The sequence below is a fragment of the Micromonospora sp. NPDC050200 genome, assembly GCF_040656135.1.
Lineage (GTDB): Bacteria > Actinomycetota > Actinomycetes > Mycobacteriales > Micromonosporaceae > Micromonospora.
In genome coordinates, this window is record NZ_JBFALG010000013.1 from 94,757 (window position 1) to 107,509 (window position 12,753).

Genomic DNA, 12,753 nt, shown 5'->3' on the forward strand with positions numbered 1-12,753 from the left:
AAGCCGCGCGTGACCAGCGGCAGCCCGACGGGGCGTGGCGCTGCGAACTGGCGTGGGTCCCGGCGTCGCTGACGGGCGGGTAACGGCTTGAGCGTAACTGGTCGCCCAGGTGGGACCCGTTCGTCCTTTCCCCTTTTGCGGCTTCTGCCCATGATCGCGCCGCAGGTTTTAACGTTGCTGAAACCGTGACCTCCGCCGGAGCCGCCTGGTCTGGCACGATCAGGTCGTGTTTTCCTCCACCTCGCCCGAGACCGGCCGTGACCCGTGGGCCGGCGACGCCCGCCCGGGGCCGGCCGGCCCCGTCCGTGGCCTTCCGCCCGGCCCGCGCACCGGTCCGGCCGACGACGGTGAGCAGCGGCGGGAGCGCGGGCCGCGCCGGGCCCGCAAGGGCGGCGCGCCCCGCCGGCCCGACGACGAGCCGGCCGAGCCGGAGGAGGAGTTCGTCGAGCCGGTCGACGTGCGCAAGCCGCTCTCGATGACCGTCGCGGGCTTCGCCGCGCTGCTCGGCGTCGGTCTGGTGCTCGGCGCGCAGACCGCCGGGCCCGGGCACCGGCTGCCCTTCGCCTTCATCGTCTTCGGCGTGCAGCTGCTCTTCGTCCTCGCCTGGACGATGGCCATGCGCCCGCCCGCCCTGATGCTGGTCGCGGTCGTCAGCGCCGCCGTCGCCGGGGCGGCGGACGTCGCCGCGGTGCAGTCCGACATCGCCGGCCTCGCGCCGCTCGGCTACGTCGCCGCGGGCGGTTTCGTCCTCGGCGTGCTGGGTCAGCTCGTCCGCCGGGTGGACCGGATCCGGGTCACCGACTCGCTCGGCACCACCCTGCTCATCGTGGTCGGGGTCGTCGCGTTCGCCACGCTGATCACGCTGAGCCGGATCCCGGCCGGCACCCAGGCGATCACCGTCTGCCTGGCCGCCACCGGCGTCGCGCTCACCGTCGCCCGGGTCACCGACGCGGTGCTGCCCTGGCCCCGGCTCGCCCCGCAGGTGCCGCGCGGCGCGGCCGGCGTGGTCGCCGGCGCGATGATCGGCACCCTGACCAGCGCGGTGCTCGGCAGCTACCTGGTCGGCTTCACCCCGACCAGCGCGGCGCTGATCGGCCTGGTCACCGCCGCCACCGCCGTGCTGGCCGACCTCGCCGTCGGGTACGCCGAGGCGGGCCGGCTGATGGCCGGGGAGCCGCCGACCATGTGGATCGCCCGGCACATGCAGGGGCCGCTCGGCGGGTTCGCGCTGGCCGCGCCGGCCGCGTACGCGATGTGCGTGCTGTTTCTCTGACCTACGGTTGAGCGTTCCACCCCTCGGGTACCAACGGTGCGCCGCGTGGTGGCGCCGGTAGGAACGGGCGTCGCGGGACCGCGACGGCGACGGACAAGGAGGCGGCGTGGCAGAGGCGTACCCCGCGTACGAGGAGCGTCCCCGGCGGCGGGGGCGCAAGGTGCTGGTCACCCTGGTCGTCCTGGTGCTGCTCCTGGTCGGGCTGCTGGTCGTGGCTGACCGGGTGGCGGCCGGGGTGGCCGAGCGTGCCATCGCCGACCAGGTGGAGCGGGAGGTCGCCAAGCAGAACGCCCGGTCCGCCCCGCCCAAGGTGGATGTCGGCGGCTTCCCGTTCCTGACCCAGGTGCTCGACGGGCGCTACGAGCGGATCTCCATCGTGCTGACCGACGTGCGGGGTTCGGTCGAGGGCAAGGCGGTGAGCCTGCCCCGGCTGGACGTGGACGCCCGTGACGTGCGGGCCTCGCTGGACACCCTCCGCTCGGGCAACGGCGAGGTGGTCGCCAAGAAGGTCAACGGCACCGGCACCGTCACCTACGACAGCCTCGCCGCCCTGCTGGACCGCCCCGGGCTGAAGCTCGGCGAGCAGAACGGCAAGCTCGTCGTCACCGCCCCGGTGGACATCCTGGGGCAGAAGCTCACCGTCACCGGCACCGCCGACGTGACCGTCGCCGAGGGCAACAAGGTGGCCCTGCGCTTCAACGACCTGACCGCCGAGGGGCTGCCGGCGGTGCCGCTGGCCCGGACGCTGCTGAACAACTACGCCAAGAGCATCTCGATCGACGTGCCCCTGCCCAAGTTGCCGTTCCAGCTCAACGTCCGCAAGGTCGAGCCGAAGCCGGAGGGGCTGGCGGTGACCGCCGACGCGACGGACGTACCGATCAACTCCGCCGGCTGAGCCGGCGGCGTGGCGACGGCCCGGCCCCACGGCCGGGCCGTCGCCGTGTCCCGGGGTGCGTCCCGCATGCTGGTCGGGTCGGTGGCGCTCTCCGGGACGGCTGATAGGCTCCCTGCTCATGGGGACGCACCTCACCAAACGGCGCGCGGTCGACCTGTGCCGCGTGGCCACCTGCCTGTGTCGCTCCGTCATCTGACGGCGGGGCTGTCTCCGGCCGCCTAGCGGCCAACCGGCTTCCAGGGTCCGCGTACCCTCCCGGTGCTCTCCCACCGCACGCCCGGCAGCGGCGCCGTCGCACGAACCCGTGATCCGTTCCTCTTTGGGTCCCGCGCGTGGTGCGACAATCACCGATTTCGATCCCCGCGCTGGCTCACCATCCACCTCACCAGGGAGTGATCTGATGAGTCGCGACACCGCACTCGTCTCGGCCGAGTGGGCCGAGAAGAACATCGACGCTCCGGGCGTCGTCTTCGTCGAGGTCGACGAGGACACCTCGGCGTACGACACCGGCCACATCGCCGGTGCGATCAAGCTGGACTGGAAGACCGACCTGCAGGACCCGGTCCGCCGGGACTTTGTCAACAAGGCCCAGTTCGAGGCGCTGCTCTCCGAGCGGGGCATCGGCAACGACGACGCCGTGATCCTGTACGGCGGCAACAACAACTGGTTCGCCGCGTACGCGTACTGGTACTTCAAGCTCTACGGCCACCGGGACGTCAAGCTGCTCGACGGCGGCCGCAAGAAGTGGGAGCTGGACGCCCGTCCGCTGGTCACCGACCCGGTGACCCGTCCGAAGACCGAGTACGTCGCGCAGGAGCCGGACACCTCGATCCGCGCCTTCCGCGACGAGGTGGTCGACGCGATCGGCACCAGGAACCTGGTCGACGTGCGCAGCCCCGACGAGTTCGCCGGCCGGCTGCTCGCCCCCGCCCACCTGCCGCAGGAGCAGGCGCAGCGGGCCGGACACATCCCCACCGCGATCAGCGTGCCGTGGTCGAAGGCGGCCAACGAGGACGGCACCTTCAAGTCCGACGACGAGCTGCGCACGATCTACGCCGACGCCGGGCTGGACGACAGCAGGGAGACCATCGCCTACTGCCGGATCGGCGAGCGCTCCTCGCACACCTGGTTCGTGCTCCAGGAACTGCTCGGCCACCGCAACGTGAAGAACTACGACGGATCCTGGACCGAGTACGGCTCGCTGGTCGGCGTGCCGGTGGCGCTCGGCGACACTCCCGGCGGAGCCGGGTCGGACAGCTCTGGCGGGGAGGCCTGAGATGACTGCTCCTACCGCCCCTACCGCCGCGGGTTGCGCCGCTCCGGACCAGGCCGCGCCGCTGCCGGCCAGCCTGGACCTGGAGAAGGAAACCGTCATCACCGGTGTGGTCCGCTCCGACGCGGGCGAGGCCGTGCCGGGCGCGTACGTCCGGCTGCTCGACTCGACCGGTGAGTTCACCGCCGAGGTGGTCACCTCCCCGACCGGGCAGTTCCGCTTCTTCGCCGCGCCGGGCAGCTGGACGCTGCGGGCGCTCTCCCGGCACGGCAACGGCGACACCGCCGTGACCGCCGGGCGGGGGATCAACGAGGTCTCCGTGACGGTCGCCTGACCCACGCTCTGATCGGCCCGGGGCCGGTCACCCCATCCGGGGTGACCGGCCCCGCCCGCGGGCGCGTGACACGATGGGACGGTGAGCGGTGCTGTCCAGGCGGGGTGGGCCCCGCCGACTGGTCCTCCCGAGCCGGTGCCCATCCGCGGCTGGCCGCGCTGGCTGCTGGCCGCGACCGTGCTCTGGGCGGTGCTGCTGGGCGCGCTCACCTGGTGGTCCGTGCGGCACGACCCGCCGACCGTGCGTGAGCAGCGCCCCCTGGACCAGGCCGGTCCGGTGGTCGACCGGGCGCTCGGTCAGCTCGTCGCGGCGACCGGCGACGGCGCCTGGGAGATGGGCGCCCCGCGGCTCGACCGGGGCTGCCGGGTCACCCCGATGGACGACGGGGCGACGCTGGCCCGGGACCTGGACGTGGTGGTGGCCGACGGCGGGGAGCGGGCGCTGTTGGAGGGGATCGCCGGTCGGCTCCCGGCGGACTGGCGGGCCGGGGTCCGGGTCACCTCCGACGGCCCCCGCCTGCGCGCCGACGCCGGTGAGTTCGTCGCGGTGGAGGGCCGGGTGGTCACCGCCGGCCGGGTCCGGCTGACCGCCGACAGCGGCTGCCGCCCGGTCGACGTGGACTACGTGACGCTCCTCCCCGGGTATCCCGCCGAGCCGGCCCTGGACGACGCGATGCGCGCGCTGGGCCGGCCGGCGGACACCCCGGGGCAGGTCGTCGCGCCCTGCCCCGGCGGCGGGGCCGCCCGGACCGCGTGGGTCACCGCCGGTCCCGCGCCGGTGTCGCTGGCCGGGCTGAAGCCGCTGGCCGCCGGCGCCGCGGTGATCGACACCCCCGAGGTGTACGCCTACCGGCGCGGCGCGGTCGTCGTCCTGGCCGACGCGGCCGGCGAGCAGGTACGGGTGTCCGCCTCCACCGGCTGCTGATCCTCTCCCGCCGTCCGGACATGACGTCCGTTCGGTCAGTAGACCAGCGCCTGAGCCCCCTCGGCCATGACCTCCTCGACGAAGACGGCCGCCCCCGCGATGCGTACGCCGGGCAGCACGTCGCCCGGGCCGATGTCCCGCCGGGCGGCGCACTGCGTACAGGCGGTGACCCGGCCGGTGGTGAGGATGATGTGCAGCAGTTCGGCCAGGGGCGCCGAGTGCGGCAGCTCGAACTGCTCCGCCCGACCGGGGAGGGCGAACCAGGTCGACTCGCCGGTCAGCCAGAGCGACACCTCCACCCCGGCTGCGGCGGCGGTGGCGGCGACCGTGAAGGCCTGGGCGCACCGCTCCGGTGCGTCCGCTCCGGCGGTGGCCTTGACGACGAGAGTGCGGGCCATGACGCCCAGCATAGGATGACCATGATGGTTACCGAGATCGGGTTCGTCAGCCTGCTGGTCGCGGGCCTGGGCGCGTTCGCCGGTGGCCTGGTCTACCTTGCCGTACGCATATCGAGAGGACGTTGGTGAACCGGTGAGCGACGAGAACCCCCTGCAGCCGCCATGGCTGAACGCGCCGCCGGTCGAGGAGTACCCGTACGAGGAGAGCCACGACCTGCGGGTCGGCCCGAAGCTGCACCCGGCGCTCGACGGCCTGCTGCCGTACGTCGGGGTGTGGCGTGGTCGGGGCCGGGGCGGCTTCCCCACCATCGAGGACTTCGACTTCGGCCAGGAGATCCGGATCAGCCACGACGGTCGGCCGTTCCTGTTCTACGAGTCGCGGGCGTGGATCCTCGACGCGCAGAGCCGGCCGGTCCGGCCCGCCGGGCGTGAGGTCGGCTGGTGGCGTCCGGTGCTCAGCGGCGAGCGGGCCACCGACGAGCTGGAGGCCCTGATGATGAGCCCGACCGGGATCATGGAGCTCTACCTCGGCAAGCGCACCGGCACCCAGATCGAGTTCGCCACCGACGCGGTCGTGCGGACCTCGACCGCCAAGGAGGTCACCGCCGGCGCCCGCCTCTTCGGCATCGTCGAGGGCGCGCTGCTGTACGCCCAGGAGATGGCCGGCATGGGCCACGCCCTCTCCCCCCACCTCTCCGCCCGCCTCACCCGGGTAGCCGGCTGACCCGACACCTCCCGTCAGGGGAGGGGGAAGGCGAGAAGGTTCTGGAGGGCCCGGGTGTGGGCGCTGGGTGGGAGGTCGTGGCCGTTCAGGGTGTGGATCTCGACCAGGCCGCGGACGGACGAGGTGAGCCACACGCCGTCGGCGCGGTCCAGTTCCCGCGGCGTGACCATCCGCTCGTCGGCGGCGAGACCTACCTCGCCGGCGTGGGCGAGGAGCCAGGCGCAGGTGGTGCCGGGCAGGATGCCGGTCGCCGCGGCCGGGACGGTGCAGAGCGTCCCGCCCGCCAGCCAGACCACGTTCGCGCTCGGCCCCTCCAGGGCGTACCCGTCAGTGGAGACCCAGAGCACGTCGTCCACGCCGTTGCGGGCGGCCCAGCGCCGGGCGGCGGTGCTCGCCCCGTAGGAGGTGGACTTGATGCCGGCGGGGAGCCAGTCCAGCTCTGGGCGGGCCGCCGCGGGCACACCCAGGGAGAGGGTGGCCACCCGCACGCCGTCCCGTCGGGCCCGCTTCGCCGCCGGCGCGACCTCGCCCAGAATGGCGTAGACGGTCGGTAGCCCGCCGCCCTCGGGGCCCCGGGTGCAGACCAGCCGCAGCGCGCCCTCCACCTTGGCGGGCCACCCGGCGGCCACGCTCTCCAGCAGCTCGACCAGGGCGGCCTCGGGCGGCAGCGGCAGCTCCACGGCGGCGGCACCGGCCCGCAGCCGGGCCAGGTGCGCCCCACGCAGCCAGGGTCGCCCGTCGCGCAGGTGCATGGTCTCGAACAGGCCGTCGCCGCGCAGCACGCCGAGGTCGTCACCCCGCAGCACCGGCTCCCCGACCGGTACGACGCCCCGGCCGAGCACGGCGATCCTCGATGCCTCCATGACCGCCGAGCCTAGTGGCGTACGCCCGCTGTCCGGAGGCGGTGCGGCGGCCGAACTATGATCGGACGGTGTCCGAATCCTCCCTCGCGGAAATGCTCCGCTCCCGTGGGCTGCGGCTGACGGCGCAGCGGCAGCTGGTGCTCCAGGCCGTGCTGGACCTGGGGCACGCCACGCCGGAGCAGGTGCACACGGCGGTCCGGGAGGTCGCCGCCGGCGTCAACATCACCACCATCTACCGGACCCTGGAGCTGCTGGAACGGCTCGGGCTGGTGACCCACACCCACCTGTCACACGGGTCGCCGACCTACCACGCGGCGGGTGAGCACCAGCACGTCCACCTGGTCTGCCGCGAGTGCGGGGCGATCGACGAGATCGATCCCGAGCTGCTCCGCCCCCTCGCCGACCAGCTCGTGGCCGAGCGCGGGTTCCGGGTCGACATCGGGCACGTGGCGCTCTTCGGCGTCTGCGGCCACTGCGAGGACGGGGAACCGAAATGATCGACATCGCGGGAGCGGTGGCCGTCGAGGCGATCGACGAGTCCAGCCGCGACCAGCCGGAGCCGGCGCACCGTGCGGCCGGGGTCCGGGGCGTCGCCGCGCACTACGGCGACCCGATGCGCGAGCAGCGCACCCTGGCCACCGGCGTCGGCCTGGTCGACCGGTCGCACCGGGGCGTGGTAGCGGTGCCCGGCGAGGAGCGCATCGGCTGGCTGCACACGCTGACCAGCCAGCACCTGGCCGCGCTGAAGCCCTGGCAGGGCACCGAGCTGCTGGTGCTCAGCCCGCACGGGCATGTCGAGCAGCACGCCATGGTCGCCGACGACGGCGAGACGACCTGGCTCGACACCGAGCCGGGCGCCACCGAGGGGCTGCTGGCGTACCTGGAGAAGATGCGGTTCTTCAGCCGGGTCGAGCCGCGCGACGCGACCGCCGACCACGCGCTGCTCTCGCTGGTCGGTCCGGAGGCGGCCACCGCCGTCGCGGCGCTCGGCGTCACCGGCCTGGCCGACCCCGACGTGGTCGCGGTGCCGGGCCCGAAGTTCCGCTCCGGCGAGCTGCCGCCCCGGCCCACCGCCGTGTACGACGTGCGGCCGCTGCCCGTCGGCGGCTGGGCCCGCCGGGTCCCGCTCGGCGTGGACCTGCTGGTGCCCCGGGCTGCGATGGACCAGGTCGTCGCCGAGCTGCGCGGCAACGGGGTGCCGGTGGCCGGGCTGTGGGCGTACGAGGCGGTGCGGGCGGCCGCCCGACGGACCCGGGTCGGGGTGGACACCGACCACCGGACCATCCCCGCCGAGGTGGGTCTGATCGCCCCGGCGGTGCACCTGGACAAGGGCTGCTACCGGGGGCAGGAGACGGTGGCCCGGGTGCACAACATGGGCAAGCCGCCGCGCCGGCTCGTACTGCTGCACCTGGACGGGGTGACCACCGACCAGCCGCCGGCCGCCGGCACCCCGGTGACCCTGGACGGCCGGGCGGTCGGCTTCGTCGGCACCGCGGTGCACCACTACGAGCTGGGGCAGGTCGCCCTCGCCGTGGTCAAGCGCAACGTCCCCGACGACGCCCGCCTGCTGGTGGGGGGGACCGCGGCGGCGATCGACCCGTCCTGAACCTGCGTTCAGTCCGGCTGTCGACTCGGCCCGAGCGGGGCGTCTAGGATCGCCGGCATGACGACAGGGACGTTGATCACGGTTGCCCCCACCGGCGCGGAGTCGGCCAAGGCGGAGGTGCCGGCGCTGCCGGTGACCCTCGACGAGTTGCTGCTGACCGCCAAGGAGTGCGAGGCGCTCGGTGCCGCCGTGATCCACGTCCACATCCGCGACGACGAGGCGCAGCCGACCCTGGACCAGGGGCGGCTGCGGGAGACCGTGGCGGCGCTGCGGGAGGGCACTGACCTGATCGTGCAGCTTTCCTCAGGTGGCGCGGTGACCGACCCGGAGTCCGCCCGCCTGGCCGTGCTCGACGCCGGGCCGGACATGGCCTCCTGCACCATGGGCACGCTGAACTTCGGCGACGACGTCTTCCTCAACCGGTGGGAGTTCATCGTCGACCTGCACACCCGGATGCAGGAGCGCGGCATCGTCCCCGAGTACGAGATCTTCGACCTCGGCCACCTCACCGCCCTCCAGCGGCTGCTCGGCAGGTACGGGCTGCCGCACGGCGGCCACGTGCACGTCGACTTCGTGATGGGCGTGCCGGGTGGCATGCCGGGCACCACGCAGGCGCTGGTCGCCGCCCACCAGGCGCTGCGCGACCTGCCGGAGGGCACCACCTTCTCGGCCACCGGCGTCGGGCGCAGCACCCTCCCGGTGCTGCTGGCCTCCCTCTCGACCGGCGGCCACCTGCGGGTCGGCATGGAGGACACCGTCACGTACGCCAAGGGCCAGCCGGTGGAGTCCAACATGCAGCTGGTCGCCCGGGCGGTCGGTTTCGCCCAGCTCGCCCAGCGTCCGCCGCTGACCACCGCCGAGGCCCGCGCGCTGCTCGGCCTGTAAGGCCGGCCCCGCCGGACGCTCCTGTACGGCGACGGCCGACGTCCCTGGTCACCCGGCTGCCGAGCCCGCCGGGGGCGTCGGTACCGTCCACCCCGTGGGAGTGACGTACGAGGGCGGCGTGCCGCTCGCCGAGGTGGTCCGGTCCGGTTTCGTGGAGGGCGTGCACCGCGGCTCGGTGGTGGTGCTCGACGTCGGTGGCGCGCCGGTGGCCGGGGCGGGGGACGTCACCTCGCCGGTCTTCCCGCGTTCGGCGAGCAAGCCGATGCAGGCGGTCGGGATGCTGCGCGCCGGCCTGCCGCTGACCGATCCGGCCGACGTGGCGCTGGTCTCGGCCAGCCACGCCGGCGAGGAGTTCCACCTGGCCCGGGTGGAGGCGCTGCTGGCCCGGGTCGGGCTGGACGGCTCGGCCCTGCACTGCCCGCCCGACCTGCCCGTCGGTGAGGCCGCCCGGGAGGCGGTGCTGCGCGCCGGCGGCGGGCCGACCCGGGTGCAGATGAACTGCTCCGGCAAGCACAGCGGGATGCTGCTGACCTGCGTGGCCGCCGGCTGGCCGCTGGACGGCTACTGGCGTCCGGAGCACCCGTTGCAGCAGCGGCTGACTGCCACCGTCGAGGAGTTCACCGGCGAGGAGGTGGCGGCCGTCGGGGTGGACGGCTGCGGCGCGCCGGTGCTGGCCGTGTCGCTGACCGGGCTGGCCCGGGCGTACCTGCGGCTGGTCTCCGCCGAACCGGGCTCGGTGGAGCGGACCGTGTCCGACGCGATGCGGGCGTACCCGGAGCTGGTGGGCGGGACCGGGGCCGACGACACCCGGCTGATGCGGGGCGTACCCGGGGCACTGGCCAAGGTGGGCGCGGAGGGTGTGATCGCCGCGGCCGTCCCCGGCCTGGGTGCGGTCGCTCTCAAGATCGACGACGGCGCGGCCCGGGCCCGGATGCCGGTGCTGGTCTCCGCGCTGCGCCGGCTGGGCGTCGAGGCCCCGGTGCTGACCGAGTACGCCGAACTGCCGCTGCTCGGCGGCGGCCTGCCGGTCGGCGCGGTGCGCCCGGTCTGGTGATGCCCCGCCTTCCGTGGTGCCGGCCTTCTGCGGTGCCGGCCTTCCGCGGTGCCGGCCCACCGCCGGCTACCGACCGTGATGCCCGGCTGGCCGGACACTCTCGTGAGCGTCATGCCTGTCGGGCATATTTGTGCCCGACAGGCATGAGGCTCACTGGCCACATGTTTACCGGGCCGCGACAGGCCCGGGCGCTTAGCAGCTCACCCCAGTAGCCGGCTGGTTCGGGCAGGCAGGCCGGCGCTCTCCGTGTGCCGGAAGGCGCGGTGCCCATGCCCGGTGCCCATGCCCGGTGCCCGTGCCCGGTGCCCGTGCCCGGTGCCCGGTCCGGCTCAGCCCAGGAAGTCGCGCAGGGCGGCGTCGACCGCCTCCGGGCGTTCCAGCGGCAACAGGTGGGCGGCGTCCGGCACGTCGGGCAGGCGCACCGCGCCGGGCACCTCGGCCGCGATCCGGTCGGCGAGCCGGGAGATGTCCGGGACGTCGGCCGCGCCGGCGGTGACCAGCACCGGCAGCCGCAGCTCGCCGAGGCGTTCGATCGCCGGCGGGTCGAGGTCGTCGACCTCGACCGCGCTGAGCGCCAGCTCGGCGGCGAGCGCCCGCTGGTCCATCTCCTCGGCGAAGGCGACCAGGCCCGGGTCGACGTCCTCCGGGCGGCGGCCGGGGCCGACCACCCAGAACCGCACCTCGCCGGCCGCGCTCGCCGCGAAGTCCTCCGGGTCCACCTCGCCGACCAGCGTCTCCCAGAGCTGTTCGGCCTCCTCGGACCACTCGTTGCCGGAGACGGCCGAGCCGAAGAGCGCGAGCGCGGACACCCGTTCCGGGTGCGCCAGCGCGGTGTCGATCGCCACCGCCCCGCCGAACGAGCAGCCGACCAGGGCGGCTCGGTCGATGCCCAGCGCGTCCAGCACCGCGACCACGTCGTCGTGGTGGGCGAAGGAGGCCGGCGGCAGCTCGGAGTCGCCGTAGCCGCGCAGGTCGAGCGCGACCACCCGGTGCCGCTCGGCGAGGGCGGGCAGCAGGCCCCGCCACATCCGCCGGTCCGCGATGCCGGCGTGCAGCAGGAGCACCGGGCTGCCGGTGCCCAGGTCGTCGTACGCGAGCCGCGCGTCGTTGATGTCGATCATCGTCACGCGTGCAAGCTACGGACCGGACACGCGGTATGCAACCGCTATCGTTAGCTTGCTAACTCTGGCTAGCGTTTTGCTTGCTGTAGTTAGCATCGCGGACTACCGTTGGGCTCATGGCCGCACCCAAGGATCTACCCGACGTCGGCGGATTCATCCGTGACCTGCGCCGGAACGCCAAGATCTCGCTGCGCCAGCTCGCCGAGCAGGCCGGGGTGAGCAACCCGTACCTCAGCCAGATCGAGCGCGGGCTGCGCAAGCCGAGCGCCGAGGTCCTCCAGCAGCTCGCCAGCGCGCTGCGGGTCTCCACCCCGGCGATGTACCTGCGCGCCGGGCTGCTCGACGACAAGGAGGGTCAGGGAGTGCTCGCGGCGATCGCCGTCGATCCCGACCTGACGATGGCGCAGAAGCAGTCGCTGAGCCAGATCTACGAGACCTTCCGCCGGGAGAACATCCGGCTCGCCGAGGCGACCGCCGCGGCCGGCCCGGACGCCACCCCGGCGGCGGAACCCACCCCACCGGCGGAGCCGACCGAAGCGGCCGCCACCGCCACGCCGGCCGCGACCGGCCCCACCACCCCGGACGGCACCCCGACCGAGGCGGTCCTCGAATCGGTCGCCGTCACCGAGGCGGGCCAGGCGTCCGCTCCCGGCATTCCCGACAGCAAGGCCGCCGGAGCGGCCGAGGAGGAGAAGTCATGACCCAGCCGAAGACCAACCGCATCCCGGCCCCGCTCTACGCCGCCGCCGGCGCCGGCGAGCTGGCGTACCAGCAGCTCCGCAAGCTCCCCGCCGTGGTGAGCGAGCTGGGCACCAAGATCGCCACCGACGGCACCAAGGTCGCCACCGAGATCGGCGGCAAGGCCGTCGTCACAGGTGTCGAGCTGCGCCAGAAGGCCACCGAGACCTTCAAGACCGCCAACCTGACCGCGACCGGCCTGCGCGACAAGGCCGTCCCGGGCGACCTCGACCTGGACAAGGTGCGCGAGGTCGCGGCCCGCAACGCCGCCGCGCTGCTGGTCGGCGCGCAGGCCGCCCAGGAGCGGGCGCTGGCCGCGTACGGTGCGTTGATCGCCCGTGGCGAGCGCGTGGTCGGCGCCGGCGTGCTGGGGGCCGCCGACACCGTCAACGCCGACATCGAGGCGACCGACGCCACCCTCCCTGCCGAGGTGAAGACCGAGGTCGCGCCGGCTGTCACTCCGGCCGAGGCGGGGACCGGGAACCCCACCCCGGCCGACGTGGCCGAGGTCGTCGAGGCCAAGCCGGCCGCGGCGAAGAGCACCCGGCCGCGGGCCGCCCGGTCCGCCCGGGCCGCCGAGCCGACCGCCACCCCGTCGGCGAAGCTGCCGAAGACCACCAAGCGGACCCGCCCGGCCGCCGAGTAACCGGGCCACCATCGGTACG

The 12,753-nt window shown here is 74.2% G+C and carries 17 protein-coding genes; 14 read left to right on the top strand and 3 right to left on the bottom strand.

Annotation, left to right across the window (positions count from 1 at the left end):
* The first annotated feature begins 226 nt into the window (after positions 1-226).
* The 6 genes from AB0I41_RS11750 (at position 227) to AB0I41_RS11775 (ending at position 4,699) form a co-directional block, all read left to right on the top strand.
* Positions 227-1,273, top strand: coding sequence for a hypothetical protein (locus AB0I41_RS11750; RefSeq protein ID WP_357105178.1), 1,047 nt, complete (start codon positions 227-229; stop codon positions 1,271-1,273).
* Between the two features lie 106 nt (positions 1,274-1,379).
* Positions 1,380-2,168 carry a DUF2993 domain-containing protein gene (locus AB0I41_RS11755; protein WP_357105180.1) on the top strand — a complete coding sequence of 263 codons (789 nt, stop codon included), beginning with the start codon at positions 1,380-1,382 and terminating at the stop codon, positions 2,166-2,168.
* A gap of 118 nt (positions 2,169-2,286) precedes the next feature.
* Entirely contained in the window at positions 2,287-2,364 is a 78-nt protein-coding gene (locus AB0I41_RS11760; protein WP_323135737.1) for an Ms5788A family Cys-rich leader peptide, read from the top strand.
* Between the two features lie 204 nt (positions 2,365-2,568).
* Positions 2,569-3,444 (top strand): sulfurtransferase, encoded by an 876-nt coding sequence (locus AB0I41_RS11765; protein WP_357105183.1) that lies wholly within the window; start codon positions 2,569-2,571, stop codon positions 3,442-3,444.
* 1 nt (position 3,445) lies between these two features.
* Complete coding sequence (locus tag AB0I41_RS11770; protein ID WP_357105185.1) at positions 3,446-3,775, top strand: DUF1416 domain-containing protein; 330 nt, start codon at positions 3,446-3,448, stop codon at positions 3,773-3,775.
* 135 nt (positions 3,776-3,910) lie between these two features.
* Entirely contained in the window at positions 3,911-4,699 is a 789-nt protein-coding gene (locus AB0I41_RS11775; RefSeq protein WP_357105304.1) for a hypothetical protein, read from the top strand.
* A gap of 35 nt (positions 4,700-4,734) precedes the next feature.
* Here AB0I41_RS11775 and AB0I41_RS11780 read toward each other — a convergent pair whose 3' ends face one another.
* Entirely contained in the window at positions 4,735-5,109 is a 375-nt protein-coding gene (locus AB0I41_RS11780) for a DsrE family protein (protein ID WP_357105188.1), read from the bottom strand.
* A gap of 12 nt (positions 5,110-5,121) precedes the next feature.
* Between AB0I41_RS11780 and mtfM the strand changes: the two genes are divergently transcribed.
* Positions 5,122-5,226 carry a small membrane protein MtfM gene (gene mtfM, locus AB0I41_RS11785; protein ID WP_357105190.1) on the top strand — a complete coding sequence of 35 codons (105 nt, stop codon included), beginning with the start codon at positions 5,122-5,124 and terminating at the stop codon, positions 5,224-5,226.
* 4 nt (positions 5,227-5,230) lie between these two features.
* Positions 5,231-5,821: an FABP family protein gene (locus tag AB0I41_RS11790; protein WP_357105192.1), complete on the top strand. Its 591-nt coding sequence runs from the start codon at positions 5,231-5,233 to the stop codon at positions 5,819-5,821.
* Positions 5,822-5,835: 14 nt separating this feature from the next.
* On the opposite strand, the gene AB0I41_RS11795 is transcribed toward AB0I41_RS11790, so the two are convergent.
* Positions 5,836-6,684 (bottom strand): aminotransferase class IV, encoded by an 849-nt coding sequence (locus AB0I41_RS11795; RefSeq protein WP_357105194.1) that lies wholly within the window; start codon positions 6,682-6,684, stop codon positions 5,836-5,838.
* A 92-nt stretch (positions 6,685-6,776) separates the two neighbouring features.
* Here AB0I41_RS11795 and AB0I41_RS11800 point away from each other — a divergent pair, with 92 nt between their 5' ends.
* The 4 genes from AB0I41_RS11800 to AB0I41_RS11815 all read left to right on the top strand — a co-directional run bounded on the left by AB0I41_RS11800 (position 6,777) and on the right by AB0I41_RS11815 (position 10,229).
* Positions 6,777-7,181 (top strand): Fur family transcriptional regulator, encoded by a 405-nt coding sequence (locus tag AB0I41_RS11800; protein ID WP_357105307.1) that lies wholly within the window; start codon positions 6,777-6,779, stop codon positions 7,179-7,181.
* On the top strand, positions 7,178-8,290 hold the full coding sequence (locus AB0I41_RS11805) for a folate-binding protein (protein WP_357105197.1): 1,113 nt from the start codon (positions 7,178-7,180) through the stop codon (positions 8,288-8,290). The genes AB0I41_RS11800 and AB0I41_RS11805 overlap by 4 nt, the downstream gene beginning before the upstream one ends.
* Before the next feature lie 57 nt (positions 8,291-8,347).
* Complete coding sequence (locus AB0I41_RS11810) at positions 8,348-9,175, top strand: 3-keto-5-aminohexanoate cleavage protein (RefSeq protein WP_357105200.1); 828 nt, start codon at positions 8,348-8,350, stop codon at positions 9,173-9,175.
* A gap of 94 nt (positions 9,176-9,269) precedes the next feature.
* Positions 9,270-10,229 (top strand): asparaginase, encoded by a 960-nt coding sequence (locus AB0I41_RS11815; protein ID WP_357105203.1) that lies wholly within the window; start codon positions 9,270-9,272, stop codon positions 10,227-10,229.
* A 329-nt stretch (positions 10,230-10,558) separates the two neighbouring features.
* On the opposite strand, the gene AB0I41_RS11820 is transcribed toward AB0I41_RS11815, so the two are convergent.
* Positions 10,559-11,350, bottom strand: coding sequence for an alpha/beta hydrolase (locus tag AB0I41_RS11820; protein WP_357105310.1), 792 nt, complete (start codon positions 11,348-11,350; stop codon positions 10,559-10,561).
* 116 nt (positions 11,351-11,466) lie between these two features.
* Here AB0I41_RS11820 and AB0I41_RS11825 point away from each other — a divergent pair, with 116 nt between their 5' ends.
* Positions 11,467-12,051, top strand: coding sequence for a helix-turn-helix transcriptional regulator (locus AB0I41_RS11825; RefSeq protein ID WP_357105206.1), 585 nt, complete (start codon positions 11,467-11,469; stop codon positions 12,049-12,051).
* Complete coding sequence (locus tag AB0I41_RS11830; RefSeq protein WP_357105209.1) at positions 12,048-12,734, top strand: hypothetical protein; 687 nt, start codon at positions 12,048-12,050, stop codon at positions 12,732-12,734. The genes AB0I41_RS11825 and AB0I41_RS11830 overlap by 4 nt, the downstream gene beginning before the upstream one ends.
* The last annotated feature ends 19 nt before the right edge of the window (positions 12,735-12,753 follow it).

What these genes read in the sequence shown, in the direction of transcription:
- AB0I41_RS11760 (WP_323135737.1), top strand. Translation starts at nt 2,287, where the DNA reads ATGGGGACGCACCTCACCAAACGGCGCGCGGTCGACCTGTGCCGCGTG.
- AB0I41_RS11765 (WP_357105183.1), top strand. Translation starts at nt 2,569, where the DNA reads ATGAGTCGCGACACCGCACTCGTCTCGGCCGAGTGGGCCGAGAAGAAC.
- AB0I41_RS11770 (WP_357105185.1), top strand. Translation starts at nt 3,446, where the DNA reads ATGACTGCTCCTACCGCCCCTACCGCCGCGGGTTGCGCCGCTCCGGAC.
- AB0I41_RS11780 (WP_357105188.1), bottom strand. Translation starts at nt 5,109, where the DNA reads ATGCTGGGCGTCATGGCCCGCACTCTCGTCGTCAAGGCCACCGCCGGA.
- mtfM (WP_357105190.1), top strand. Translation starts at nt 5,122, where the DNA reads ATGGTTACCGAGATCGGGTTCGTCAGCCTGCTGGTCGCGGGCCTGGGC.
- AB0I41_RS11795 (WP_357105194.1), bottom strand. Translation starts at nt 6,684, where the DNA reads ATGGAGGCATCGAGGATCGCCGTGCTCGGCCGGGGCGTCGTACCGGTC.
- AB0I41_RS11800 (WP_357105307.1), top strand. Translation starts at nt 6,777, where the DNA reads ATGCTCCGCTCCCGTGGGCTGCGGCTGACGGCGCAGCGGCAGCTGGTG.
- AB0I41_RS11805 (WP_357105197.1), top strand. Translation starts at nt 7,178, where the DNA reads ATGATCGACATCGCGGGAGCGGTGGCCGTCGAGGCGATCGACGAGTCC.
- AB0I41_RS11810 (WP_357105200.1), top strand. Translation starts at nt 8,348, where the DNA reads ATGACGACAGGGACGTTGATCACGGTTGCCCCCACCGGCGCGGAGTCG.
- AB0I41_RS11820 (WP_357105310.1), bottom strand. Translation starts at nt 11,350, where the DNA reads ATGATCGACATCAACGACGCGCGGCTCGCGTACGACGACCTGGGCACC.
- AB0I41_RS11825 (WP_357105206.1), top strand. Translation starts at nt 11,467, where the DNA reads ATGGCCGCACCCAAGGATCTACCCGACGTCGGCGGATTCATCCGTGAC.
- AB0I41_RS11830 (WP_357105209.1), top strand. Translation starts at nt 12,048, where the DNA reads ATGACCCAGCCGAAGACCAACCGCATCCCGGCCCCGCTCTACGCCGCC.